The 24,323-nt window shown below is 70.5% G+C and carries 17 protein-coding genes; 14 read left to right on the forward strand and 3 right to left on the reverse strand.

The window, feature by feature from the left end; all coding sequences use genetic code 11:
- On the forward strand, nt 1-471 hold the full coding sequence (locus ACIPKM_RS03400; RefSeq protein WP_261646533.1) for a GNAT family N-acetyltransferase: 471 nt from the start codon (nt 1-3) through the stop codon (nt 469-471).
- 4 nt (nt 472-475) lie between these two features.
- On the opposite strand, the gene ACIPKM_RS03405 is transcribed toward ACIPKM_RS03400, so the two are convergent.
- Together ACIPKM_RS03405 and ACIPKM_RS03410 are read right to left on the reverse strand one after the other, a co-directional pair.
- Nucleotides 476-859: a VOC family protein gene (locus ACIPKM_RS03405; protein ID WP_070416222.1), complete on the reverse strand. Its 384-nt coding sequence runs from the start codon at nt 857-859 to the stop codon at nt 476-478.
- 29 nt (nt 860-888) lie between these two features.
- Nucleotides 889-1,257, reverse strand: coding sequence for a PaaI family thioesterase (locus tag ACIPKM_RS03410; protein ID WP_071296366.1), 369 nt, complete (start codon nt 1,255-1,257; stop codon nt 889-891).
- A gap of 100 nt (nt 1,258-1,357) precedes the next feature.
- On the opposite strand from ACIPKM_RS03410, the gene polA reads away from it, so the two are divergent.
- The 7 genes from polA (at nt 1,358) to ACIPKM_RS03445 (ending at nt 12,076) form a co-directional block, all read left to right on the forward strand.
- Nucleotides 1,358-4,030 (forward strand): DNA polymerase I, encoded by a 2,673-nt coding sequence (gene polA / locus ACIPKM_RS03415; protein ID WP_402736165.1) that lies wholly within the window; start codon nt 1,358-1,360, stop codon nt 4,028-4,030.
- Between the two features lie 101 nt (nt 4,031-4,131).
- Nucleotides 4,132-5,811, forward strand: coding sequence for a DUF885 domain-containing protein (locus tag ACIPKM_RS03420; RefSeq protein ID WP_402736166.1), 1,680 nt, complete (start codon nt 4,132-4,134; stop codon nt 5,809-5,811).
- Between the two features lie 189 nt (nt 5,812-6,000).
- Entirely contained in the window at nt 6,001-7,470 is a 1,470-nt protein-coding gene (rpsA, locus tag ACIPKM_RS03425; RefSeq protein ID WP_070416219.1) for a 30S ribosomal protein S1, read from the forward strand.
- A gap of 95 nt (nt 7,471-7,565) precedes the next feature.
- A complete protein-coding gene (coaE, locus tag ACIPKM_RS03430) occupies nt 7,566-8,168 on the forward strand; it encodes a dephospho-CoA kinase (RefSeq protein WP_402736167.1) in 603 nt (200 codons plus the stop codon).
- The gene (locus tag ACIPKM_RS03435) at nt 8,165-9,196 is read left to right on the forward strand and encodes a BPSS1187 family protein (RefSeq protein WP_402736168.1); all 1,032 of its coding nucleotides are present in this window, start codon (nt 8,165-8,167) and stop codon (nt 9,194-9,196) included. The genes coaE and ACIPKM_RS03435 overlap by 4 nt, the downstream gene beginning before the upstream one ends.
- A gap of 22 nt (nt 9,197-9,218) precedes the next feature.
- Nucleotides 9,219-10,715: a class I adenylate-forming enzyme family protein gene (locus ACIPKM_RS03440; RefSeq protein WP_402736169.1), complete on the forward strand. Its 1,497-nt coding sequence runs from the start codon at nt 9,219-9,221 to the stop codon at nt 10,713-10,715.
- On the forward strand, nt 10,712-12,076 hold the full coding sequence (locus tag ACIPKM_RS03445; RefSeq protein WP_402736170.1) for an acyltransferase: 1,365 nt from the start codon (nt 10,712-10,714) through the stop codon (nt 12,074-12,076). The genes ACIPKM_RS03440 and ACIPKM_RS03445 overlap by 4 nt, the downstream gene beginning before the upstream one ends.
- Before the next feature lie 161 nt (nt 12,077-12,237).
- Here the strand turns inward: ACIPKM_RS03445 and ACIPKM_RS03450 are convergent, their stop codons facing one another.
- A complete protein-coding gene (locus tag ACIPKM_RS03450) occupies nt 12,238-13,566 on the reverse strand; it encodes an MFS transporter (protein WP_070416214.1) in 1,329 nt (442 codons plus the stop codon).
- Nucleotides 13,567-13,736: 170 nt separating this feature from the next.
- On the opposite strand from ACIPKM_RS03450, the gene uvrB reads away from it, so the two are divergent.
- The 6 genes from uvrB to whiA all read left to right on the forward strand — a co-directional run bounded on the left by uvrB (nt 13,737) and on the right by whiA (nt 24,162).
- Nucleotides 13,737-15,809 (forward strand): excinuclease ABC subunit UvrB, encoded by a 2,073-nt coding sequence (gene uvrB / locus ACIPKM_RS03455; protein WP_402736179.1) that lies wholly within the window; start codon nt 13,737-13,739, stop codon nt 15,807-15,809.
- Nucleotides 15,799-16,743, forward strand: a complete 945-nt coding sequence (locus ACIPKM_RS03460) for an SDR family NAD(P)-dependent oxidoreductase (protein WP_402736171.1) — start codon at nt 15,799-15,801, stop codon at nt 16,741-16,743. Before uvrB ends, ACIPKM_RS03460 begins: the two co-directional genes overlap by 11 nt.
- A gap of 48 nt (nt 16,744-16,791) precedes the next feature.
- Complete coding sequence (uvrA, locus tag ACIPKM_RS03465) at nt 16,792-19,818, forward strand: excinuclease ABC subunit UvrA (protein ID WP_139199561.1); 3,027 nt, start codon at nt 16,792-16,794, stop codon at nt 19,816-19,818.
- Nucleotides 19,819-21,963 (forward strand): excinuclease ABC subunit UvrC, encoded by a 2,145-nt coding sequence (gene uvrC / locus ACIPKM_RS03470; protein WP_071296302.1) that lies wholly within the window; start codon nt 19,819-19,821, stop codon nt 21,961-21,963. It abuts the gene before it with no gap.
- A gap of 240 nt (nt 21,964-22,203) precedes the next feature.
- The gene (gene rapZ, locus ACIPKM_RS03475) at nt 22,204-23,106 is read left to right on the forward strand and encodes an RNase adapter RapZ (RefSeq protein WP_070416211.1); all 903 of its coding nucleotides are present in this window, start codon (nt 22,204-22,206) and stop codon (nt 23,104-23,106) included.
- A 75-nt stretch (nt 23,107-23,181) separates the two neighbouring features.
- Entirely contained in the window at nt 23,182-24,162 is a 981-nt protein-coding gene (gene whiA / locus ACIPKM_RS03480; RefSeq protein WP_070416210.1) for a DNA-binding protein WhiA, read from the forward strand.
- Nucleotides 24,163-24,323 lie beyond the last annotated feature (161 nt).

The following is a 24,323-nucleotide window of genomic DNA, read 5'->3' on the forward strand; positions in this document are numbered from 1 at the left end:
ATGGACGACGTGGTGATCCGTGCCTCCAGGCCCGACGACATGCCGGCGGTGGCCGACCTGCGATGGCGGTGGAGCGTCGACGAAGGCGGTGCGACGCCGGGCGTGACGCCGGACGAGTACCGCGAGGCGATGTCGGCGTTCGCCGCCGCCCACCCCGACACGCACCGCTGCGTCGTGGCCGAACGCGACGGCCGGGTGCTCGGCATGGCGTGGCTCGGGCTCGTCGCACGGCCCCCGACGCCGGACCGACCCGGGCGACGGCTGACCGCTGACGTGCAGACCGTCTACGTCCACCCCGACCTGCGGGGCGCCGGCGTCGCGAAGCGCCTCGTGACCGCGTTGCTCGACGCCGCCGACGAGCTCGGTGCGGAGCGGACGTCGGTGCACTCGAGCGTCGAGGGCGAGACGCTCTACCGCCGCCTCGGGTTCGGCGACGCCCGACTGCTGCTGCAGCGCCCGCCCGAGGACTGACCGGTCATCCGCGCGCCGGGAGCTGCTGCAGCGTCCACGCGTTCTGGTCGGGGTCGGTGAAGAAGACGAAGCGTCCCCACGCCATCTCGTCCACCCCGATCGCGTCGACGCCGAGCCCCCGCAGGTGCGCGAGGGCCTCGTCGGCGTCCGGGACGACGACCTGGATCGACTTGAGCGAGCCGGGGACGACGTCCGGGGACATGATGCCCTCGCCGAACGCGATGGAGCAGGCGGACCCGGGCGGGGTGGCCTGCACGAAGCGGAGCTCGTCGGAGACGCGCTGGTCGTGGTCGATCGAGAAGCCGATCCGTTCGTAGAACTCGCGGGATCGGTCGACGTCGCTGACGGGGACGAGGATCAGTTCGATCCTCCAGTCGGTGGCGGGCACGGGTCACTCCTTCGTGACGCCCGCCGGGGTCAGCGGGCTTCGCGGATCATGTTGGTGATGCGCACGGTGGAGCAGCGCCGCCCCTGGTCGTCGGTGAGGACGATCTCGTGCGTGGTGAGCGTGTTGCCCAGGTGCAGTGCCGTGCAGGTACCGGTGACCAGGCCGCTCGTGGCGCTCCGGGAATGCGAGGCGTTCAGCTCGATGCCGACCGCGTACCGGCCGGGACCGGCGTGCACGTTCGCGGCCATCGACCCGAGGCTCTCGGCCAGGACGACGTAGGCGCCGCCGTGCAGGAGTCCGACGGGCTGACGGTTGCCCTCGACCGGGATGGTGCCCACCGCACGCTCGGCCGTGAGCTCCGTGATGACCATGCCCATCTTCTCGGCGAGCTCGCCCATCCCACGATCGGCGAGGCGCTCGTCGACGGTCCCGGTGGTGGCAGCTCGATCGGTCACGCTGGCGGACTCCCGTGTCGGATGGCGTCGGTAGGCTGTCCGGGTGTCGGACTCCGCAAAGCCTACCCTCATGGTCATCGACGGCCACTCGCTCGCCTTCCGGGCCTTCTACGCGCTGCCGGTCGACAGTTTCGTGAACCGTGACGGGCAGCACACGAACGCCATCCACGGCTTCATCTCGATGCTGCTCATGCTCCTCCAGCGCGAGAAGCCGACCCACCTCGCGGTCGCGTTCGACATCTCGCGCTTCTCGTTCCGCACGCGTGAGTACGAGGACTACAAGGGCACCCGCTCCGAGACCCCGGCCGAGTTCAAGGGCCAGATCCCGCTCCTCCAGCAGGCGCTCGAGGCGATGGGCATCACCACCGTCACGAAGGAGGACTACGAGGCCGACGACATCCTCGCCACCTTCGCCCGCCAGGGCTCCGAACAGGGCTACCAGGTCTACGTGGTGTCCGGCGACCGCGACTCGATCCAGCTCGTGAACGACGACGTCACGCTGCTGTACCCGTCGGTCCGTGGCGTCTCCGAGCTCACCCGGTACGACCGCGACAAGGTGTACGAGCGGTACGGCATCGAGCCGCACCAGTACCCCGACATCGCGGCCCTCGTCGGCGAGACCAGCGACAACCTCATCGGCATCGACAAGGTCGGCGAGAAGACCGCGGTGAAGTGGATCACGGCGTACGGCTCCCTCGACGGAGTGCTCGAGCACGCCGACGAGATCAAGGGCGTCGTCGGCAACAACCTGCGCGAGCAGAAGGACCGGGCGATCCGCAACCGGAAGCTCAACCGGCTCGTGAACGACGTGGAACTGCCCGTCGGGCCTGCTGACGTCGCACTCCGTCCCCTCGACGAGGCCGCGGTGCGCGAGCTCTTCGCGAAGCTGCAGTTCCGCACGCTGCTCGACCGCGTGTTCAAGGTCGCGGGCTCCGGCGAGGCGTCGGAGTCCAGCGCGGTCGAGGGCTCGGTCGACAGCGGTGCGCCGACGCCGCCCGCGGTCAAGACCCTCATCGACGAGGAGCTCGGCTACTGGCTCGAGCGGCGCAACGCGGCCGAGGCGGCGAACGGCTACGGCGTCGCGGTCGAGGTCATCGACGGCCGCCTCAGCGCGATCGGCATCGCCACGCACGACGACGCCGTCCTCGTCCCGGGCGGCAGCGGCGCGAAGGACTACGAGCAGCTGTCGGCGTGGTTCGCCTCCGACGCCCCGAAGCACTTCCACGACGCCAAGACCGCGATCAAGGCACTCGCCACGGTCGGCTTCGAGGTGAACGGCATCGCCGGCGACGCCCGCCTGACCGGGTGGCTCGCGCAGCCGGGCAAGCAGGGGCAGCCCCTCGCCGACCTCGTCTACCAGGAACTCGGCGAAGAGCTCCCCACGGCCGACCCGAACCAGCTCGTCCCCGAGACCGACCCGGTGAACGTCGGCGTGCACGCGTGGTTCGTGCTCCGGGTCACCACCGCGCTGCGTGCGCGTCTCGACGAGTCCTCGCTCACCGTCCTCGACGACATCGAGCTCCCGCTCGTCCCGGTCCTCGCCGGCATGGAGACCACGGGTGTCGCGATCGACCGTCCGGTGCTCACCGGGCTGTCGCACGACCTGGGGGAGCGCGCGGCCGAACTCGCGCAGCAGGCCTTCGCCGAGATCGGGCACGAGGTGAACCTCGGGTCGCCGAAGCAGCTGCAAGAGGTCCTCTTCACCGAGCTCGCGATGCCGAAGACCCGCAAGACGAAGACCGGGTTCTCGACCGACGCCGCGAGCCTCGCCGACCTGCAGGAACAGCACCCGCACCCGTTCCTCGGCCTGCTGCTCCAGCACCGCGACGCCACGAAGCTCCGGCAGATAGTGGACACGCTCGACGCCGCGATCGTCGACGGTCGCATCCACACCCGGTACGAGCAGACCGGCAGCAGCACCGGCCGCATCTCGTCGACCGACCCGAACCTGCAGAACATCCCGGTGAAGACCGCGGTGGGGCGCCGGGTCCGGTCGGCGTTCGCCGTCGCCGAGCCCTACACGACGCTCATCACGGCCGACTACTCGCAGATCGAGATGCGCATCATGGCGCACCTGTCCGGTGACCCGGGTCTGATCCAGGCCTTCAACGAGGGCGAGGACCTGCACCGGTTCGTCGGCGCCCGGGTGTTCTCGGTCGAGCCGGCCGACGTCACGCCCGAGATGCGCACGAAGGTCAAGGCGATGTCGTACGGCCTCGCCTACGGCCTCAGCCCGTTCGGCCTGTCGAAGCAGCTCCGCATCGAGCAGTCCGAGGCGCGCACCCTCATGAACGAGTACTTCGCCCGGTTCGGCGCGGTGCGCGACTACCTGCGCGGTGTCGTCGAGCAGGCGCGCGAGGACGGCTACACCGAGACCATCTTCGGTCGCCGTCGCCCGTTCCCCGACCTGAAGAGCCCGAACCGCGTCCTCCGCGAGAACGCCGAGCGCGCGGCGCTGAACGCGCCGATCCAGGGCTCGGCGGCCGACATCATGAAGATCGCGATGCTCGGCGTCGCCGCCGACCTCCGCGACGGCGAGCTCGCGTCGCACCTGCTGCTGCAGGTGCACGACGAGCTCATCCTCGAGGTCGCGCCCGGCGAGCAGGAGCGGGTCGAGGAGATCCTCCGCACCCGCATGGGCGGCGCGGCCGAGCTGACCGTCCCGCTGGACGTGTCCGTGGGCGTCGGCCCGAACTGGGAAGCCGCTGCGCACTGAGGCGCGACCGCCCGCTGGACAGGAGGCACGGTGCCGGCCCGCACCGCGCCTCCAGTCCCGCAGGTTCCGCGTCGTGAGCGGTCGTGGATAGGGTCGTGAGCATGACCGATGACCGTCCCGTCCGCCAGCCCTCCGCCGTCGACCGCGTCGCCGAGGACTGGGTGTCCACCCTCGTCGACCTCGACCCGACCGTCGCCACGTACATCGGCGTCCCGGGGCGCACGGGGGAGTACGGCGACACGTCGCCCGCCGGTGCGGCGGCCATGGCGGACGCGGCGCGCGCCGCGAAGCGTGCACTGGACGCGGCCGACGCGGTGGACGCCGTCGACGAGGTGACGAAGACCGACCTCGGCGCCGAGCTCGACCTCGTCCAGGAGTCCTTCGACCGCAAGCTCCACCTCCGCGACCTCAACGTCATCGCCAGCCCGGCGCAGTCCGTGCGCGACGTCCTCGACCTCATGCCGACCGCGACCGAGTCCGACTGGCAGGACATCGCGAGTCGGCTGCACGCGCTCCCCGACGCGATCGAGGGTATCCGCGAGACCCTGCTCGAGGGAACGCGCGAGGACGTCACGCCCGCTCGTCGCCAGGTCGCGCTCATCGCCGAGCAGGCCACCCGCACCGGCGCGGCGGACGGCGTCTTCCGGCAGCTGGTCGACGGTGCCGCCTTCGACGACGGCGGCACGGTGCCCGAGCCGCTCCGGGCCGAGCTCGCCCGCGGTGCCGAGGTCGCCGCTGCTGCGTACCGGTCGTTCGGGCAGTTCCTCGAGCACGAGCTGATGCCGCTCGCGACGCCGGTCGACGCCGTCGGGCGCGAGGCGTACGAGCTGCACTCCCGGCGGTTCCTCGGTGCGGTCGTCGACCTCGACGAGACGTACCAGTGGGGGATCGAGGAACTCGCGCGGATGCGTGACGAACAGGAGCGCATCGCCGACCGCATCGAGTCCGGTGCGAGCGTCGCCCGGGCGATCGAGGTCCTCGACGCAGACCCGGCGCGGGTGCTGCACGGCACCGACGCCCTGCAGCGGTGGATGCAGGAGACGAGCGACGAGTCGATCCGGGCGATGGACGGCAAGTACTTCGACATCGCCGACCCGATCAAGCGCCTCGAGTGCCGGATCGCCCCCACACAAGAGGGCGGGATCTACTACACCGGCCCGTCCGACGACTTCTCGCGCGCCGGCCGCATGTGGTGGTCCGTACCGCAGGGCGTGACCGAGTTCGGCACCTGGCGCGAGAAGACGACGGTCTACCACGAGGGTGTCCCCGGCCACCACCTCCAGATCAGCCAGGGCGTCTACAACCGCGGCGAGCTGAACACCTGGCGTCGGCAGCTGTCCGGGTCATCGGGGCACGTCGAGGGCTGGGCGCTCTACGCCGAGCGCCTCATGGAGCAGCTCGGCTTCCTCGACGACGACGGGGACCGGCTCGGCATGCTCGACGGGCAGCGCATGCGTGCGGCCCGGGTGGTGCTCGACATCGGCGTCCACTTGCAGAAGACGAACCCCGACGGTGGTGCCTGGACGTGGGAGTACGCCCTCGACTTCATGCGCCAGAACGTGAACATGTCCGACGAGTTCGTGCAGTTCGAGGTGGCGCGCTACTTCGGCTGGCCCGGGCAGGCGCCGTCGTACAAGGTCGGTCAGCGCGTCTGGGAGTCCATCCGCGACGAGGTGGCCGCCCGCGAGGGTGCGTCGTTCGACCTCAAGGCGTTCCACCACCGGGCCCTCGCGCTCGGCAGCATCGGTCTGGACACGCTCCGCAGCGCCCTGCTCGGCTGATCGATCGGGGCCGACACGATCCGACACGCCCGGTTGTGGGCGCTCGCTCGCTGCGGTTAGACTTGTGCGGCGCAATCCGCGCTCACCAAACACATCGCCAGGACGGCTCGAACCGGCATCCGGTTCGGACCAGGGGGTCGCTCCCTCGCCGTCTCGGCCCGACTCATGTCCGTTCGGAGCAATCTCTACATGACAACCACCACGACCAAGGCTCCCAAGCAGGTCGCCATCAACGACATCGGCTCGGCTGATGACTTCCTGGCCGAGGTCGAGAAGACCCTGAAGTTCTTCAACGACGGAGACCTCATCTCCGGCACCGTCGTGAAGATCGACCGCGACGAGGTCCTCCTCGACGTCGGTTACAAGACCGAGGGTGTCATCCCCTCGCGCGAACTCTCCATCAAGCACGACGTCGACCCCAACGAGGTCGTCGAGGTCGGCGACGAGGTCGAGGCCCTGGTTCTCCAGAAGGAGGACAAGGAAGGTCGCCTCATCCTGTCGAAGAAGCGTGCGCAGTACGAGCGCGCCTGGGGCGACGTCGAGAAGATCAAGGAGTCCGACGGCGTCGTGACCGGTACGGTCATCGAGGTCGTCAAGGGCGGTCTGATCGTCGACATCGGCCTCCGCGGCTTCCTCCCGGCGTCGCTCATCGAGCTGCGTCGCGTCCGCGACCTCACGCCGTACCTCGGTCAGGAGCTCGAGGCGAAGATCCTCGAGCTCGACAAGAACCGGAACAACGTCGTCCTCTCGCGCCGCGCGCTGCTCGAGCAGACGCAGTCCGAGTCCCGGACCACGTTCCTCAACAACCTCCACAAGGGCCAGGTCCGCAAGGGCATCGTGTCGTCGATCGTCAACTTCGGTGCGTTCGTCGACCTCGGCGGCGTCGACGGTCTCGTCCACGTCTCCGAGCTCAGCTGGAAGCACATCGAGCACGCCAGCGAGGTCGTCGAGGTCGGTCAGGAAGTCACCGTCGAGATCCTCGAGGTGGACCTGGACCGCGAGCGCGTGTCGCTCTCGCTCAAGGCCACGCAGGAAGACCCGTGGCAGGTCTTCGCCCGCACCCACGCGATCGGCCAGATCGCACCGGGCAAGGTCACGAAGCTCGTGCCGTTCGGTGCCTTCGTCCGCGTTGCCGACGGCATCGAGGGCCTCGTGCACATCTCGGAGCTCTCGAACAAGCACGTCGAGCTCGCCGAGCAGGTCGTCTCGGTCAACGACGAGGTCTTCGTCAAGATCATCGACATCGACCTCGACCGTCGTCGCATCTCGCTCAGCCTCAAGCAGGCGAACGAGGGCGTGGACCCGGAAGGCTCCGAGTTCGACCCGGCGCTCTACGGCATGCCGACCGAGTACGACGACAAGGGCGACTACAAGTACCCGGACGGCTTCGACCCGGAGACGAACGAGTGGCTCGAGGGCTTCGACACCCAGCGCGAGGAGTGGGAGCGTCAGTACGCTGCCGCCCAGTCGCGTTGGGAAGCCCACAAGGCGCAGGTCGCGAAGACCATCGCCGACGAGGCGCAGGGTGGCTTCGACCTCCCGGCGACCGCTTCGTCGTCGTCGTCCTCGACGTTCGCGACCGAGTCGAACGGTCAGGGCACCCTGGCCGACGACGCTTCGCTCGCAGCGCTCCGCGAGAAGCTCAGCTCGACCAACTGATCGAGCGGCGCAGCCGTACCGGAAGCCCGGCATCCCTGAGAAGGGGTGCCGGGCTTCCGGCCGTTCCGGAGGTGGCGGGTCGGTAGCCTGTCGGTGTGCGCATCATCGGTCTCACGGGCGGCATCGCCGCGGGCAAGTCCACCGTCTCCGGCCGCTGGGCCGAGCACGGTGCGGCCGTGGTGGACGCCGACCGGCTGGCGCGCGACGCCGTCGCTCCCGGCAGCCCGGGCCTCGCGCAGGTCGCCGAGCGGTTCGGCCCCGGCGTCATCGCCCCCGACGGTTCGCTCGACCGGCCGGCACTCGGCGCGATCGTGTTCGCCGACGCCGCGGCGCGGAAGGACCTCGAGGGGATCACCCACCCCGAGGTCTGGCGTCTCGCCCAGGCGGCGTTCGACGCAGCCGAGGCAGCGGACCCGGACGCCGTCGTGGTCTACGACGTGCCGCTCCTCGCCGAAGCCCGGGGAAGTCGTCCACTGCGGTTCGACGCGGTCGTGGTGGTCGACGCACCCGCTGCCCAGCGGATCGAGCGGCTCGTGGAGCACCGCGGCATGCCCCGCGACGAAGCCGAGCGCCGCGTCGCCGCACAGGCGAGTGACGCCGACCGACTGGCGCTGGCCGACCACGTGGTGGACGCCACCGGCACCCTCGCCGACACGATCCGATCCGCCGACGAGGTCTGGGAGCGCATCGGCCGATGAAGCACCGGGTGCTCCTGGTCCTCGCGGCCGTCCTCCTCGTGGCGATCGGCGCCGCGTCGCTCGTCGCGGCGAACGTCCTCGGTGGCGATCGGGTCGCGGAACACGGCCGGGTGTCCGCAGCCGACCGACCGCGCGGCGACGAGCACGGTCCGGTCGGGGAGTTCCACCGCTTCCGCCTCGGCACGATCAACGGCCAGCGCCTCGAGCCGAACCGTGACGACTTCGCGGCACGCACCGACTCCGGCGGCCCGCTGCTGTTGTTCCTGCCGGCGACCCGCGCCCGGCCCGCCGACTACCAGCTGTTCCTGTCCGCGGCGCTGCGCGACGGGTACCACGTGCTCGGGCTCGACTACTGGAACCTCGGCAAGACGCTGTCGGGGACGTGCGAGGCGGATCCGCACTGCTACGGGCAGGTGCAGCGGAACCGGTTCGACGGCACCCGGCCGTCACGGTTCAGCTCGGTGCAGCCGGCCGGCTCGATCGTCTCGCGGTTCCGCGACGCGATCGCCTACCTCGACGACCACGACCCGGACGGCGGGTGGGGACGGTTCGTCCAGGGCGACTCGGACATCGCCTGGCAGGACATCGTGGTGGCCGGGCACTCGCAGGGCGGTGGAGAAGCGGCGTACATCGCGCACATCCGGCCGGTGCGGGGCGCGCTGATGTTCTCCTCGCCCGTGGAGTCGTTGGGCAGCGAGCACGCGGCCTGGATGGACCGCCCGGGGCGGACACCGGTCGCCCGGATGTACGCGATCGACGACGTGCGCGACGTCTTCGGCCCGCGGATCCGCGGCTCCTGGAAAGTGCTCGGGCTCGACGGTCCCGACGGGCCGTTCCGGACCGACACCGCGCCGCCCGGACCCGACGAGGACCCGCACGCGATCCTCACCGACATCGCGGTGGGGTCGCCGGCCGAGTCGCACTCGCGCACGATCAAGGACACGACCCCGATCGGCCGCGACGGGCTCCCGCGGATGGAGACGCTGTGGCAGTGGCTGCTCCACCGCTTCCCCTCGGACCGGTCATAGGATCCCGCAATACTCTGAGTCCGTGCAGCAAGCAGGCGAACGACCCGACCTGCGCTCGACCATCCGTGCCCGCGCGGCGCAGGACGGGGAGCGCAGCTACCTCGAGGACGCGCGCAGTGACCGCGTCCTGACCTACCGCGCGCTCGAGGACGCGGTGTCGGCGTGGTCGTCGACCTTCGACGCGATCGGCGTCGCGCCGTCCGGGGCGGTCCTGGTCGACCTCGCCGATCCGCTCTCGTTCGCGGTCGTGCACCTCGCCGCCCTCGCGACCGGTCGGCGGGCGATCCCCGTCGACACCGGACAGCCGACCTCGGAACCCGGCCGTCTCGCCGACCTGATCGGCGGCGCCTCGCTCGTGGTGTCGGACCGCGCCGTGGACGCGACCGTCCCCGGGGCGCCGGCGAGCGGGATCGATGCGGCCACGTTCCTCCCGGCATCCGTCCGCGACGGCGACCTGCCGTCGGAGAACCCGGACGCACCCGGCGAGGGGTCCGTCGTGCTCTTCACCTCCGGCTCCACCGGAACCCCGAAGGGCGTCGAGCTGCCCGAGTCGCAGCTGCTGTTCGTGGCCCGGGCCGTGGCGCAGCACAACCGCCTCACGCCGGAGGACCGCGGGTTCAACTCCCTCCCGCTCTTCCACGTGAACGCCGAGGTCGTCGGGTTGCTGGCGACCCTCGTGGCCGGCGGGACCCTCGTGCTCGACCGGCGGTTCCGTCGCACCGGCTTCTGGGAGCTGCTCGCCGAGCGCCGGATCACCTGGCTGAACGCGGTCCCGGCGATCCTCGCGGTCCTCGCGAAGACCGGTCCGCTCGACTTCCCCGAGGGCCTCCGGTTCGTCCGCAGCGCCTCCGCTCCGCTGCCCGATCCGGTGCGGCAGGCGCTCGGCGACGTCCCGCTCGTCGTCAGCTGGGGGATGACCGAGGGGGCGTCGCAGATCACCGCCACGCCGCTCGGTGCACCCGCACACGTCGGGACCGTCGGCGTGCCGGTCGGATCCGAGGTGCAGGTCCGGGGCGAGGACGGCACGGTGCTGCCCGCCGACGAGGTCGGTGCCCTCTGGATCCGCGGCGAGGGCATCGTCCACCGCTACCTCTTCGGTCGCGCAGCCGAGCGCTTCGACGCGGACGGCTGGTTGAGCACGGGCGACGTCGGATCGGTCTCGGCGGACGGCTGGGTGTCGCTCGCCGGTCGCTCGGACGACGTCATCAACCGGGGCGGCGAGAAGGTGTACCCCTCCGAGGTGGAGGACGTGCTGCTCGGCGACGACCGCGTGCTCGAGGCCGTGGTCGTCGGGCGGCCGCACGAGGTCCTCGGCGCGGTGCCGATCGCCTACGTGATCCCGCAGCCGGACGAGGCCGTGGACGCCGAGGCCCTGGTCGCCGACCTCACCGCGCGAGCCGAGGCGCACCTCACACGGTTCCGCCGTCCGGTCGAGATCGTCGTCGTGCCCGACCTGCCGCGCGCGCCGACCGGCAAGGTCCAGCGGGCGAAGGTGCGGACGATGGCCGAACACCCGTGACCGACGCCGCCACGCCCACCGCCGACGCCGCCACGCCCACCGCCGACGCCGCCACGCCCACCGCCGGCGCTGCCGACCGTCGGGTGCAGACGCCGACCCGCACCGCCAAGGGGAAGCCGCGGCACCTCTACGAGGTCGACGTCCTCCGCATCCTGACCTTCGCCTGCGTCATCGGCGTGCACACCACCAGTCACACGGTCGCCGCCGACGACGTCCCGCTGAACGCCCTGCTCGGCCTGCTCCACTTCACCCGCCTGGTCTTCTTCTCGCTGACGGCCTTCGTGCTCGTCTACAGCTACACGCTCCGCCCGCGGCCGATGGCCCAGTTCTGGCCGAAGCGCTTCCTGCTCGTCGGCGTGCCCTACCTGGCGTGGTCGTTCGTCTACGTGGCGTCGTCCTGGCTCCTCAGCGCCACCCGCCGCGGCGACGTGCCCGACCTCGTGCGCACGTACGCCGAGGGCATCGTCACCGGCGTCTCCTGGTACCACCTCTACTTCCTGCTCGTGACGATGCAGGTGTACCTGCTCCTGCCGGTCATCGCGTGGCTGGTCCGGAGGACGCGCGGCCACCACGTCGCGGTCCTCGCGGTGACACTCGTGTTCCAGCTCGTGGTCTTCGCCGGGTACAAGTACTTCCCCGCCAGCGACGCGTGGATGCACGGCTACCAGAAGCAGTTCTTCTTCTCGTACGTGTTCTTCATCGTGTCCGGCGCGATCGCCGCTGACCACGCGGATGCCTTCCTCCGGTTCATCCGCGTGCACCGCCGCGCCGTCCTCTGGGGCTTCGCGGGGGTCGGCGCGCTCACCCTCGGCGTGTGGTGGCTGCAGGTCGGTCTCGGGCAGTCGCTCTACGCCGCCGGCACGCCCCTGCAGCCCGTCCAGGTGCTCTGGAGCAGCGCCGTGTTCGTCGGGTTCCTGGCGATCGGCGCGCGCTGGGCGGATCGGCGCCGGCCCGGGAGCGCGCTCGCCCGCGTCGTCGATTACGGCTCGGACCGGTCGTTCGGCATCTTCCTCAGCCACCCGTTCGCGATCTGGATCCTGCTGTACGGCGACAGCTGGCTCGAACGGGTCGTGCCCCAGCCCTGGCTCACGCTGGTCACCTACGTGCTCGTGCTCGTGCTGTCGGTGGCCGTGACGGAGCTGTTCCGGTGGACGCCGTTGAGCGTGCCGCTCACGGGGCGGCCGTCGTTGTCATCGCGTGGGCAGCGGGCGGCGCGGGCGCGGAAGCGGGAGGCGGCTGCTCGGGGTGCGGGTGCTGGTGCCGTGCCGGTGGTCGCCCCGGAACCGCGGGTCGAGCCGGTCGAGCCGGACGATGCGCTCGTGGGGGAGACGGACGACGTCGGGCGGCGGTCGACGCGCTGAGCGCGTCCGCCGATGGGGCGTCGCCCGCACCGGGCGGGGTCTGGAGGCGCGGGTCGGGCCCGCAGCGCGCCTCCCGTCGTGCGCAGTGCTGGACGGGAGGCGCGGGTCGGGCTGGCACCGCGCCTCCCGTCCGCAGCGTGTCGCGGTCGTCGCGACGCGGATCAGCCGGCGTGCTGCTCGGCCTTCGGGACGCCGATCTCGAGGACGCCGTCCGTCATCGTGAGCCGCTTCGGCTTCATGAACCACGCGACCACGGCCGCGGCGGCGAGCAGCGCGCAGGAGAGCGCGAAGGGCAGCTGCCAGCCGGAGGCGTCGATCAGCGCGCCGAACACGATCGGCGAGATCACGCCGGCGATGCCGAAGCCGGTGTTCATGAACCCCGACGCGGTGCCGGACCACTGCGGGGCGACGTCCATCGGGATGGCCCAGAGGTTGGCGTTGCAGAGCTCCAGGAAGAAGAACGAGAGGGCGAGCGAGATCGTCGCGACGACCAGGCCCTGCCCGATCACGAGGGGGACGAGACAGACGAGGGAGCCACCGAGGCCGATGACGAGGACGATCCTCCGGGCGTTCCGGCTGTCGCCGCCGCGGTGGATGATCCGGTCGCTGAGCATCCCGCCGACGGTGTCGCCGACGACGCCGGCGAGGAGCACGAGCGTGGTGAAGAGGGCGAACTGGCTGATCGGCAGGCCGTAGGTGTCGCTGAGGAACGTCGGGATCCAGGTGAGGAACACCCAGAGCACCCAGCCGTACCCGAAGTCGACGAAGGTCACCGGGGAGATCTGCCGGGCCAGCGTGCGCCACGGGACGGGCGGCCGGGTGGCGCGGGTCTCGACGGGCGGGAGCTCGTCGAGCTCGACCTGCTGGATGCCGGCGGTGTCCTCGGGCTTGTCGCGGAACCAGACGAACCAGACGATCGCCCAGGCGATGGACAGGACGGCCGTCGCGAAGAAGGCCCACCGCCAGCTGCCCGTCGCACCGATGACCCAGGCGACGAGGAGCGGTGCGAGGGCGTTGCCGAGGCGCGCCGCGGAGTGCACGACGCCCTGTGCGAAGCCGTTGCGGTCGCGGGGGATCCAGCGGCTCATGGCCTGGGTGGCGGCGGGGAACGCGGCGGCCTCGCTCAGGCCGAGGAGCGCGCGGGCGGCGAAGAGCGTCCAGAAGCCGACCGAGAACCCGGTCCAGAGGGTGGCGACACCCCAGATCACGGTGATGACGAACAGGGCCTTCCGGGGACCGAACTTCTCGGCGATCGTGCCGCCGAAGACCTGCAGCAGGGCGTAGGGGAGTGCGAAGGCGGAGACGATGAGCCCGGCGGTCGTCTCGTTGAAGCCGAAGTCCTCGGTGATGTGGGGGAGCGCCGTGGAGATGTTGGTGCGGTCGATGTACGAGATCGCGTACATGCAGCACAGCAGGATGAGCACTCGTCCGCGGATGCGTCCGCGGAACGGGGTGCCCTTCGTCGGTGCGGCGGGGGTCGCCGTCGTCATGGGGGCCTCTTCGGGGAGTGAGAGCGAGTCGGGTTGCTGAACGGATCGGAGGCTATGCCGGGTCCCTATCAGCGGTCTCGGAGCGTGCTTGGCGTGGACGATACGCCGAGGGCGAGCAGACGGCTCCGGTGTCAGGGGTGCCGACTACCGTGGTGGGCATGGCAGTGTCAATCGAGCCCACGCGCGCGGTCCGCCCGTTCGAGGTCATCAGCGAGTACTCGCCGAGCGGCGACCAGCCCGCGGCGATCGCCGAACTGGCCGGTCGTATCAACGCCGGTGAGACCGACGTCGTACTGCTCGGTGCGACCGGTACGGGCAAGTCGGCGACGACCGCGTGGCTCATCGAGCAGGTGCAGCGGCCGACGCTCGTGCTCGCGCACAACAAGACCCTGGCGGCCCAGCTCGCGAACGAGTTCCGGAGCCTGCTGCCGAACAACGCCGTCGAGTACTTCGTCTCGTACTACGACTACTACCAGCCCGAGGCCTACGTCCCACAGACGGACACCTTCATCGAGAAGGACTCCTCGGTCAACGCCGAGGTCGAGCGGCTCCGGCACTCGACGACGAACTCGCTGCTCAGCCGGCGCGACGTCGTGGTGGTCTCGACGGTGTCCTGCATCTACGGCCTGGGGACGCCGGAGCAGTACATGAACGCGTCGGTCGCGCTGCACGTCGGCCAGACGATCTCCCGCGACCAGCTCGTCCGCAAGTTCGTCGCGATGCAGTACCAGCGGAACGACGTCGACTTCGCACGAGGGACCTTCCGGGTCCGCGGCGACACGCTCGAGATCATCCCGATGTACGAAGAGCACGCGATCCGCATCGAGATGTTCGGCGACGAGGTCGAGGCCCTGTCGTACCTCCACCCGCTCACCGGCAACGTGATCGAGGACATGCCCGCCGTGTCGATCTTCCCGGCGTCGCACTACGTCGCCGACACCGAGGTCATGCACCGGGCGATCGCCACGATCAAGGACGAACTCGCCGAGCGCCTGGCCGAGCTCGAGGGGCAGGGCAAGCTGCTCGAGGCCCAGCGGCTCCGGATGCGTACCACGTTCGACATCGAGATGATGGAGCAGATCGGCTTCTGCTCCGGCATCGAGAACTACTCGCGCCACATGGACGGCCGTGCCGCGGGGGAACCGCCGCACTGCCTGCTCGACTTCTTCCCGGACGACCTCCTCATCGTGATCGACGAGTCGCACGTCACCGTGCCGCAGATCGGCGCGATGTACGAAGGGGACGCCTCCCGCAAACGCACGCTGGTCGAGCACGGGTTCCGGCTGCCGAGCGCCCTCGACAACCGGCCGCTCACCTGGGAAGAGTTCCTCGAGCGCTCCGGCCAGAAGGTCTACCTGTCGGCGACCCCGGGCCGGTACGAACTCGGCGTGACCGACAGCGTCGTCGAGCAGATCATCCGCCCGACGGGCCTGGTCGACCCCGAGATCGTCGTGAAGCCGAGTGACGGCCAGATCGACGACCTGCTCGAGGAGATCAACCAGCGCGTCGAGAAGGACGAGCGTGTCCTCGTCACGACGCTGACCAAGCGCATGGCCGAGGAACTCACCGACTTCCTCGGCAACGCCGGCGTCCGGGTCCGGTACCTGCACTCCGACGTCGACACCCTCAAGCGCGTCGAGCTGCTGACCGAACTGCGCCAGGGCGTCTACGACGTGCTCGTCGGCATCAACCTCCTGCGCGAGGGGCTCGACCTGCCCGAGGTCTCCCTCGTGGCGATCCTCGACGCCGACAAGGAGGGCTTCCTCCGCTCGTCGACGTCGCTCATCCAGACGATCGGTCGTGCCGCCCGCAACGTGTCGGGCCAGGTGCTGATGTACGCCGACAAGATGACCGACTCGATGAAGACCGCGATCGAGGAAACCGACCGGCGCCGCGAGAAGCAGGTGGCGTACAACACCGAGCGCGGCATCGACCCGCAGCCGCTGCGCAAGAAGATCGCCGACATCACCGAGATCCTGGCGCGTGAGAACGACGACACGAAGGCGCTGCTCGAAGGTCGCCCCGGAGCGGACGGCCGACGCTCGCCGACGCCGAACCTCAAGCGCGGCGGGATCGCCGGCGAAGGGGCGATGCAGATCGAAGCGACCATCGGCGACCTCAACGAGCAGATGCTGCAGGCGGCGGCCGAGCTGAAGTTCGAACTCGCCGCACGGCTCCGCGACGAGGTGCAGGACCTCAAGAAGGCGCTCCGCCAGATGGAGTCGGCGGGCCATGTCAGCTGACGCCGGCGCGCGCGCCGCGCGCGACGGGTCTCGTCGCACGGTCGTCGTCACCGGTGCGAGTGCCGGCCTCGGGTACTTCGCCGCGGAGCAGCTCGCCGCCGCCGGTCACCGCGTCGTCCTCGCGACCCGCAGCCGCGAGCGCGCTGCGGCGGCCGAGCGGAGCATCCGTCGCCACGTGGACGGCGCCGACCTCGCGCACGTGCACCTCGACCTCGCCGACCTCGACGGCGTGCGGGCAGCCGCCGACGAGCTCGCGGCGCTGCAGCCGGAGGGTGTCGACGCGATCGTGAACAACGCCGGCGTGGTGGGCGCGAGCACGATGCAGCGAACGGCCCAGGGCACCGAGCTGCAGGTGGGCACGAACCACCTCGGGCACTTCGCCTGGACGGCGCTGACGCTCCCACTGCTCGACCGACGCGCGGGGCGCGTGGTGCACCTCGGGTCGATCGCACACCGGTGGGCACGGCTCGACCCGTCGGACCCGCTCGGCGCGAGCCACTACTCGAGTTACCGCCAGTACGGGCGGAGCAAGCTCGCGGTCATGCTCTTCGGCTTCGAGCTCGCCGAACGCCTCGCCGATGCCGGGTCACCGGTCTCCAGCGTCGTCGCCCACCCCGGGTTCTCGCTCGACCTGCTGTCACCCGAGCGTCCCGACGTCGCATCGTCCCGATCGGAGCCGGCGTGGACCCGTCCGGCGCAGCGGCTCTACGCCCAGGGCAAGGACGCCGGCGCCGACCCGCTCGTGCACGCGGCGATCGCCGACGGCGTCCGATCCGGCGAGTACTGGGGGCCGTCGGGCTGGATGCAGCTCCGGGGGCCGGCAGCGGTCGTCCGGGCCGAACCGCGGGCCCACGACCGGGCCGAGGCCGCCCGGCTGTGGGTGGCGAGCGAGCGTGCCGCCGGGGTCGCGTTCGCTCTCGACGCACTCGTCTGACCGTCCATCGCGGCCGAATGTCGGTGCCGCTTCGTAGAATCGACGACGATGACCATCACCTCTGACCGCGGAACCTCGACGTCGGGCCGGAATGCCTTCGGCGAGCCCGTAGACCTCCACATCCCCGGCGGCACGGCACCGCACAGCACCTCCACGCTCAGCGTGCGCGGCGCCCGCGTGCACAACCTGCGCGACGTCGACCTCGAGATCCCACGCGACTCGCTCGTCGTGTTCACGGGTCTGTCCGGATCCGGCAAGTCCTCGCTGGCGTTCGACACGATCTTCGCCGAGGGACAGCGCCGCTACGTCGAGTCGCTGTCCGCGTACGCGCGCCAGTTCCTCGGGCAGGTCGACCGCCCGGACGTCGACTTCATCGAAGGGCTCTCGCCCGCGGTCTCGATCGACCAGAAGTCGACGAACCGCAACCCGCGATCGACGGTCGGCACCATCACCGAGGTCTACGACTACATGCGTCTGCTCTGGGCGCGCATCGGCATCCCGCACTGCCCCGTCTGCGGTGAGGTGATCAGCAAGCAGAGCGTGCAGCAGATCGCCGACCAGCTCATGGAGTTCGAGTCGGGCACGCGGTTCCAGGTGCTCGCGCCCGTCATCTCCAAGAAGAAGGGCGAGTTCGTCGACCTCTTCCAAGAACTGGCGGCGTCCGGCTACGCCCGCGCGATCGTCGACGGGGAGCGCATCCAGCTCAGCGACCCGCCCAAGCTCAAGAAGCAGGTCAAGCACGACATCTCCGTCATCGTCGACCGTCTCGTCGCGAACGAGGACATCCTCGGGCGTCTGACCGACTCGCTCGAGACGGCACTGCGCCTGACCGACGGCACGGTCGCGATCGACCTCGTCGACGCCGAGGGACCCGGTGCGGTCCGGACCTACTCCGAGAACCTCTCCTGCCCGAACAACCACCCGCTGGCGCTCACCGAGATCGAGCCCCGCACGTTCTCGTTCAACGCGCCGTTCGGCGCGTGCCCCGAGTGCTCCGGCCTCGGTACCCGCATGTCGGTCGACCCGGACCTCGTCCTCGGCGACCCCGAGGCGTCCCTGCGCGACGGCGTCCTGCTGCCGTGGACGGGCACGAGCGGGCTCTACTCCTACTTCGAGAAGCTCCTCGCCGGCCTCGGCAAGGACCTCGGGTTCGACCTGGACACCCCGTGGAACCGTCTCGACGCCTCGGTGCAGGCAGCGATCCTCACCGGCAAGGACTTCCAGGTGTCGGTGTCCTGGCGCAACCGGTTCGGCCGCGAGATGCGGTACACGAGCGGGTTCGAGGGCGTCATGCCCTACATCGAGCGCAAGTTCGCCGAGGCCGAGTCGGACTCGCAGCGGCAGCGCTTCCAGGGCTACCTGCGCGAGGTCCCCTGCCCGGTCTGCGACGGCACTCGCCTCAAGCCCGAGGTGCTCGCGGTGACGGTCGACGGCCGCAGCATCGCCGACGTGACGGACATGTCGCTCGACAACGCGTACGGCTTCATGGAGAGCCTCACCCTCACCGAGCGCGAGGCGCACATCGCGGCGGCGGTCTTGCGCGAGATCCGGGCGCGGCTCGAGTTCCTGCTCGAGGTCGGTCTGAACTACCTGACGCTCTCCCGTGGCGCGGGCGGGCTGTCCGGCGGCGAGGCGCAGCGCATCCGTCTGGCCACCCAGATCGGGTCCGGTCTGACCGGCGTGCTCTACGTCCTCGACGAGCCGAGCATCGGGCTGCACCAGCGCGACAACCGGCGGTTGATCGACACCCTGGTGAAGCTCAAGGACCTCGGCAACACGCTCATCGTCGTCGAGCACGACGAGGACACGATCCGCACGGCGGACTGGGTCGTCGACATCGGCCCCGGCGCGGGTGTGAACGGCGGCAACGTCGTCCACTCCGGCTCGTACGAGGGGATCATCGAGAACCGCGAATCGATCACGGGCGACTACCTCGCGGGCCGACGTGCGATCGAGGTCCCGGCCGAGCGTCGCAAGGTCAACCTCAAGCGCACGATCAGCGTGCAGGGTGCGCGGGCGAACAACCTCAAGTCGATCGACGCGGACTTCCCGCTCGGGGTGTTCACCGCGGTCACCGGGGTGAGCGGCTCGGGCAAGTCGACGCTCGTCAACGACATCCTCTACAAGGTGCTCGCCAACCAGCTCAACGGCGCACGGCACATCGCGGGCAAGCACACCCGCGTGAAGGGGCTCGACCAGCTCGACAAGGTCGTGCACGTCGACCAGGCGCCGATCGGTCGGACCCCGCGGTCCAACCCGGCGACCTACACGGGTGTGTTCGACCGGATCCGGCAGCTCTTCGCCGAGACGCCCGAGGCGAAGGCGCGCGGCTACCAGCCCGGTCGCTTCAGCTTCAACGTCAAGGGCGGTCGCTGCGAGAACTGCTCCGGTGACGGCACGATCAAGATCGAGATGAACTTCCTCCCCGACGTCTACGTCGCGTGCGAGGTCTGCGGCGGTGCGCGGTACAACCGCGAGACGCTGCAGGTGCACTACAAGGGCAAGGACATCTCCGAGGTCCTCGACATGCCGATCAGCGAGGCAGCCGAGTTCTTCGAGCCGATCTCCGCGATCCACCGGTACATGGCGACGCTCGTCGACGTCGGGCTGGGCTACGTCCGGCTCGGGCAGAGCGCAACGACGCTCTCCGGGGGCGAGGCGCAGCGCGTCAAGCTCGCCACCGAGCTCCAGCGCCGGTCGAACGGCCGGACGGTCTACGTCCTCGACGAACCGACCACCGGTCTGCACTTCGAAGACGTCCGCAAGCTGCTCCTCGTGCTGCAGAGCCTGGTCGACAAGGGCAACACGGTCATCACGATCGAGCACAACCTCGACGTCATCAAGTCGGCGGACTGGTTGATCGACATGGGACCCGAGGGTGGATCCGGCGGCGGGACGGTCCTCGCGACGGGGACGCCCGAGCACGTGGCGAACGTGCCCGAGAGCCACACCGGGGTCTTCCTCAAGGAGATCTTCGACGCGCAGGACGCGCGGGTCGGCAAGGAACAGGCGGTCGGCGCACGCACGGCGAGCCAGAAGCGGCCGAAGGCGAAGCAGAAGGCGGGTGCTCGGTAGGTGGCGGACACCGTCCCGTGGCGTCCGAAGGCGGGGGAGATCCCCACTGATCCGGGCGTCTACCGCTGGCGTGACGAAGCCGGCCGGGTGCTCTACGTCGGCAAGGCGAAGAACCTCCGTGCCCGGCTGAGCAACTACTTCGCACCGCTGCCGACGCTGCACGAGCGCACCCGGCGCATGGTGCTCACGGCACGGAGCGTCGAGTGGACGACGGTCGGCTCCGAGATCGAGGCGCTGCAGCTCGAGTACACGTGGATCAAGGAGTTCGATCCGCCCTTCAACGTCAAGTTCCGGGACGACAAGTCCTACCCGTACATGGCGATCACCCTGGGCGAGGAGTCGCCCCGGGTGATGGTCACCCGGAACCGGAAGATCAAGGGCGCGAAGTACTTCGGGCCGTACCCGAAGATCTGGGCGGTGCACGACACGATCGACCTGATGATCAAGGTGTTCCCGATCCGCACCTGCTCGGACTCGTCGTACAAGAAGGCGATGCAGACCGGCAAGCCGTGCTTCCCGGGGCAGATCGGCAAGTGCGGCGGTCCGTGCTCCCAGAAGGTCACGATCGCCGAGCACCGTGCGCTGGTCGAGGAGTTCGTGCGCTTCATGGCGAGCTACGACCGCCGGGTGATCACCCAGCTGCGGCAGCGCATGGCCGCTTCGGCCGACGCGATGCAGTACGAGCAGGCCGCGAAGTTCCGCGACCAGGTCGGCGCGCTCGAGGCCGTGCTCGAGAAGTCCGCGGTCGTGCTCCGCGACTCGGTCGACCTCGACCTGTTCGGCATCTCCGAGGACGAGCTCGCCGCGGCCGTGCAGCTGTTCTCGGTGCGCGGCGGGCGCATCCGCGGTGTGCGCGGGTGGGTCGTCGACAAGGAACTCGACATCTCGACGGGCGACCTCATCGAGCAGATCGTGCAGGGACAGTACGCGACGGGCGAGGAGCCCCCGCGCGAGGTCGTCGTGCCGGAACTGCCGGAGGACGCCGACGCGCTGCAGCAGTGGCTCAGCGAACGCCGTGGCGGTCGGGGCACCAAGCTCAGCACCGCGCAGCGGGGTGACCGGGCGGGGCTCGCCCGGACCGCGGCGCAGAACGCTGCCCAGGCGCTCATGCTCTACAAGACGAAGCGCTCCGCCGACTACACGACGCGGTCAGCGGCGTTGGCGGACATCCAGGACGCCCTCGGCATGACCGAGGCACCGCTCCGCATGGAGTGCTACGACATCTCGCACCTGCAGGGGACGAACGTCGTCGCGTCGATGGTCGTGTTCGAGGACGGGTTGCCCCGCAAGGACCAGTACCGGCGGTACTCGATCGCCGAGACCACCGACGACACCGACAGCATGTACCAGGTGCTGTCCCGCCGGCTCGCGCGCCTCGACGAGGACGCCGAGCTGCCGGACGTTCCCGACGTCACCAGTGACGAGGTCGTCGAGGGCTCGAAGCCCACCAAGCGGTTCGCGTACCGGCCGCAGCTCCTCATCGTCGACGGCGGGCAGCCACAGGTGCAGGCGGCGAAGCGCGCGATGGACGAGGCCGGGGTGCACGACATCGCGCTCGTGGGGATCGCGAAGCGGCTCGAGGAACTCTGGTTGCCGGACGACGACTTCCCGGTGATCCTGCCGCGCAACTCCGAGGCACTGTTCCTCATCCAGCGCATCCGCGACGAGGCGCACCGGTTCGCGATCACGCACCAGCGGACCCGGCGGAAGCGGGACGTCCGGTCGCGGCTGTCCGAGATCCCGGGTCTCGGGCCCACCCGGGTGAACGCGCTGCTGAAGCACTTCGGGTCGGTGGCGCGCCTGCGCGAGGCGACGGCGGATGAGATCGCCGAGGTGAACGGCGTCGGGCCGGCGACGGCGGCGGCCGTGGTCACGAAGCTCGCGCAGACGCCGACGAGCGCGCCGGAGGCCGCGGGCGCCCCGACGCCGACGAGCGCTCCCGACGGGGTCGGTGCGCCGGACACGGCGATCGAACCCGGCACCGCCAGCGCGGCCGACGCAACCGGCGAACCGGGCACCGCCAGCGCGCCCGGCCCAGCCAGCGCGCCCGACCTGGCAGCCGCCACGCAGTCAGCAGCCACCCGCTCCGGAGGGCCGGCCCGGCTCCCCGAGGTGACCGACGACGGCCCGCACCTGCCCGCATGACGCACACCGCACCTCCCGTGCGGCCGACGGACGGACCGCACCCGACCGACGGACCGCACCCGACCGACGGACCGCACTCGACCGACGGACCGCACCCGACCGACGGGCCAGGGCCGACGGACGGACCGCACCCGACCGGATGACGGGCCCCGAGCCCGGCGTCCGGGCGATACCCTTGTCCCGCAGCCGAGACCTCCCCGGGCGACGCGCCCGGGCCGCCACGACGGAGCCCACTCCCAGATGACCGACAGCGTCCCAGCGCCGACACGATCGCCGCAGCAGCACGACATCCTCATCGTCACCGGCATGTCCGGAGCCGGTCGTTCGACGGTGGGGAAGGCGCTCGAGGACCTCGGCTGGTACGTCGTCGACAACCTCCCGACGCAGATGCTCGCGCCGCTCACCGAGCTCGCGGACCGTGCCGGTGAGAAGATCCCGAAGATCGCCACGGTGGTCGACGTCCGCGGCGGCCGGTTCTTCACCGACCCCGAGCAGGCGGTCGAGCAGGTGCGCAAGAGCGCCTCGGCCCGCGTCCGGGTGCTGTTCCTCGAGGCGACGGACGCGGTCCTCGTGCGGCGCTTCGAGCAGGTGCGGCGGCCCCACCCGCTCCAGGGCGAGGACACGCTGCTCGACGGCATCGGCCGCGAACGCAGCCGGCTCGCTGCCCTGCGCGAGGCATCGGACCTCGTCATCGACACCTCCGACCTGAACATCCACCAACTCGCGAACGCCGTGACCGAGCAGTTCGCCGACGACCACTTCACGGGTGTCCAGGTGACCCTGATGAGCTTCGGGTTCAAGTACGGATTGCCCGCCGACGCCGACATGGTGGCCGACGTGCGGTTCCTGCCGAACCCCTACTGGGTCCCGGAACTCCGCCCGCACACGGGCCTCGACCGACCCGTCTCGGACTACGTCCTGGCCCAGCCCGGAGCCCGCACGTTCGTCGAGCGCTACGCCGACGTCCTCGAGCCGGTGTTCGAGGGGTACCAGCGCGAGAACAAAAGACACGCTACGATCGCCATCGGCTGTACCGGCGGCAAGCACCGTTCGGTCGCCATCGTCGCCGAGCTGGCGAACCTCCTCCGCGGGATGCCCGACGTCGCCGTGCGTGTGAAGAACCGAGACCTCGGCCGAGAGTGACCGTCCCTCCGGCCGCTCCACACGACGTGCGCCGGGCACGCGGACCCCACCAGAAGAAACGTTAGGAATGATGCTGTGCCGTTGACTGCCGAGGTCAAGGACGAACTGGCCCGGGTCGTCGTGAACCGCAACACGGTCCGCGCTGCCGAGCTCGCGACCATCCTGCGGTTCGCGGGTGGCCTGCACGTCATCTCGGGCCGGATCGCCGTCGAGGTCGAACTCGACACCCGGATCATCGTGCACCGTGTGCGCAAGGACCTCGCCGAGCTGTACGGCGTGCGGAGCGAGGCGTCGGTGGGGTCGTCCGCGTCAGCCCGTCGTGGCACCCGGTACCTCGTGCGCGTGCTCGAGGCGGGGGAGACCCTCGCCCGGCAGACGGGCCTCATGGACGCCCGCCGCCGCCCGGTGCGCGGTCTGCCGAACCGGCTCACCACCGGCAACCGCGAGGACCTCGCCGCGATCTGGCGTGGAGCGTTCCTCGCCGCCGGCACCCTGACCGACCCGGGTCGTGCCGCCGCGCTCGAGGTCACCTGCCCCGGCAACGAGGCCGCGATGGCCCTCGTCGGTGCCGCCTCGCGGCTCGGCATCGCGGCGAAGGGCCGTGAGGTCCGCGGTGTGCACCGCGTGGTCATCCGCGACGGCGAGGCCATCGGCCAGATGCTGACCGTGATGGGCGCCGCCCGCACCACCGCCGACTGGGAGGAGATGCGCCAGCGCCGCGAGGTCCGTGCCACCGCCAACCGTCTCGTCAACTTCGACGACGCGAACCTCCGCCGCTCCGCGCAGGCCGCCGTCGCCGCGTGCGCGCGGGTCGAGCGTGCGCTCGAGATCCTCGGCGACGAGGTCCCCGACCACCTCCAGTACGCCGGCTCGCTGCGGCTGCAGCACCGCGACGCGTCCCTCGACGAGCTCGGCCAGCACGCGGACCCGCCGATGACGAAGGACGCCATCGCCGGGCGCATCCGCCGCCTCCTCGCGATGGCCGACAAGCGCGCGTCCGACCTCGGGATCCCGGGGACCGAAGCGAGCGTTCCCGAGGAGCTCGAAGGGGCCTGATCGACGGGCGTGACGACGTTCCGGACGGGAGGCGCGGTGCCCGCTGGCCCCGCGCCTCCCGTCCGTCGTCAGGGTGGTCCAGGGCGGCGCGCGCGACCCGCCCGACGGGCCGGCCACCCCCGCGGGCGGGGCGAGCCCCCCAGGGACGGGCGTTAAGGCGC

This window comes from Curtobacterium sp. NPDC086286 (genome assembly GCF_044746255.1).
GTDB lineage: Bacteria > Actinomycetota > Actinomycetes > Actinomycetales > Microbacteriaceae > Curtobacterium.

Bases quoted from the DNA above. Each gene is read 5' to 3' on its own strand.
- ACIPKM_RS03400 (WP_261646533.1), top strand. From the start codon at position 1: ATGGACGACGTGGTGATCCGTGCCTCCAGGCCCGACGACATGCCGGCG.
- ACIPKM_RS03410 (WP_071296366.1), bottom strand. From the start codon at position 1,257: ATGGGCGAGCTCGCCGAGAAGATGGGCATGGTCATCACGGAGCTCACG.
- ACIPKM_RS03420 (WP_402736166.1), top strand. From the start codon at position 4,132: ATGACCGATGACCGTCCCGTCCGCCAGCCCTCCGCCGTCGACCGCGTC.
- rpsA (WP_070416219.1), top strand. From the start codon at position 6,001: ATGACAACCACCACGACCAAGGCTCCCAAGCAGGTCGCCATCAACGAC.
- ACIPKM_RS03435 (WP_402736168.1), top strand. From the start codon at position 8,165: ATGAAGCACCGGGTGCTCCTGGTCCTCGCGGCCGTCCTCCTCGTGGCG.
- ACIPKM_RS03450 (WP_070416214.1), bottom strand. From the start codon at position 13,566: ATGACGACGGCGACCCCCGCCGCACCGACGAAGGGCACCCCGTTCCGC.
- ACIPKM_RS03460 (WP_402736171.1), top strand. From the start codon at position 15,799: ATGTCAGCTGACGCCGGCGCGCGCGCCGCGCGCGACGGGTCTCGTCGC.
- uvrA (WP_139199561.1), top strand. From the start codon at position 16,792: ATGACCATCACCTCTGACCGCGGAACCTCGACGTCGGGCCGGAATGCC.
- rapZ (WP_070416211.1), top strand. From the start codon at position 22,204: ATGACCGACAGCGTCCCAGCGCCGACACGATCGCCGCAGCAGCACGAC.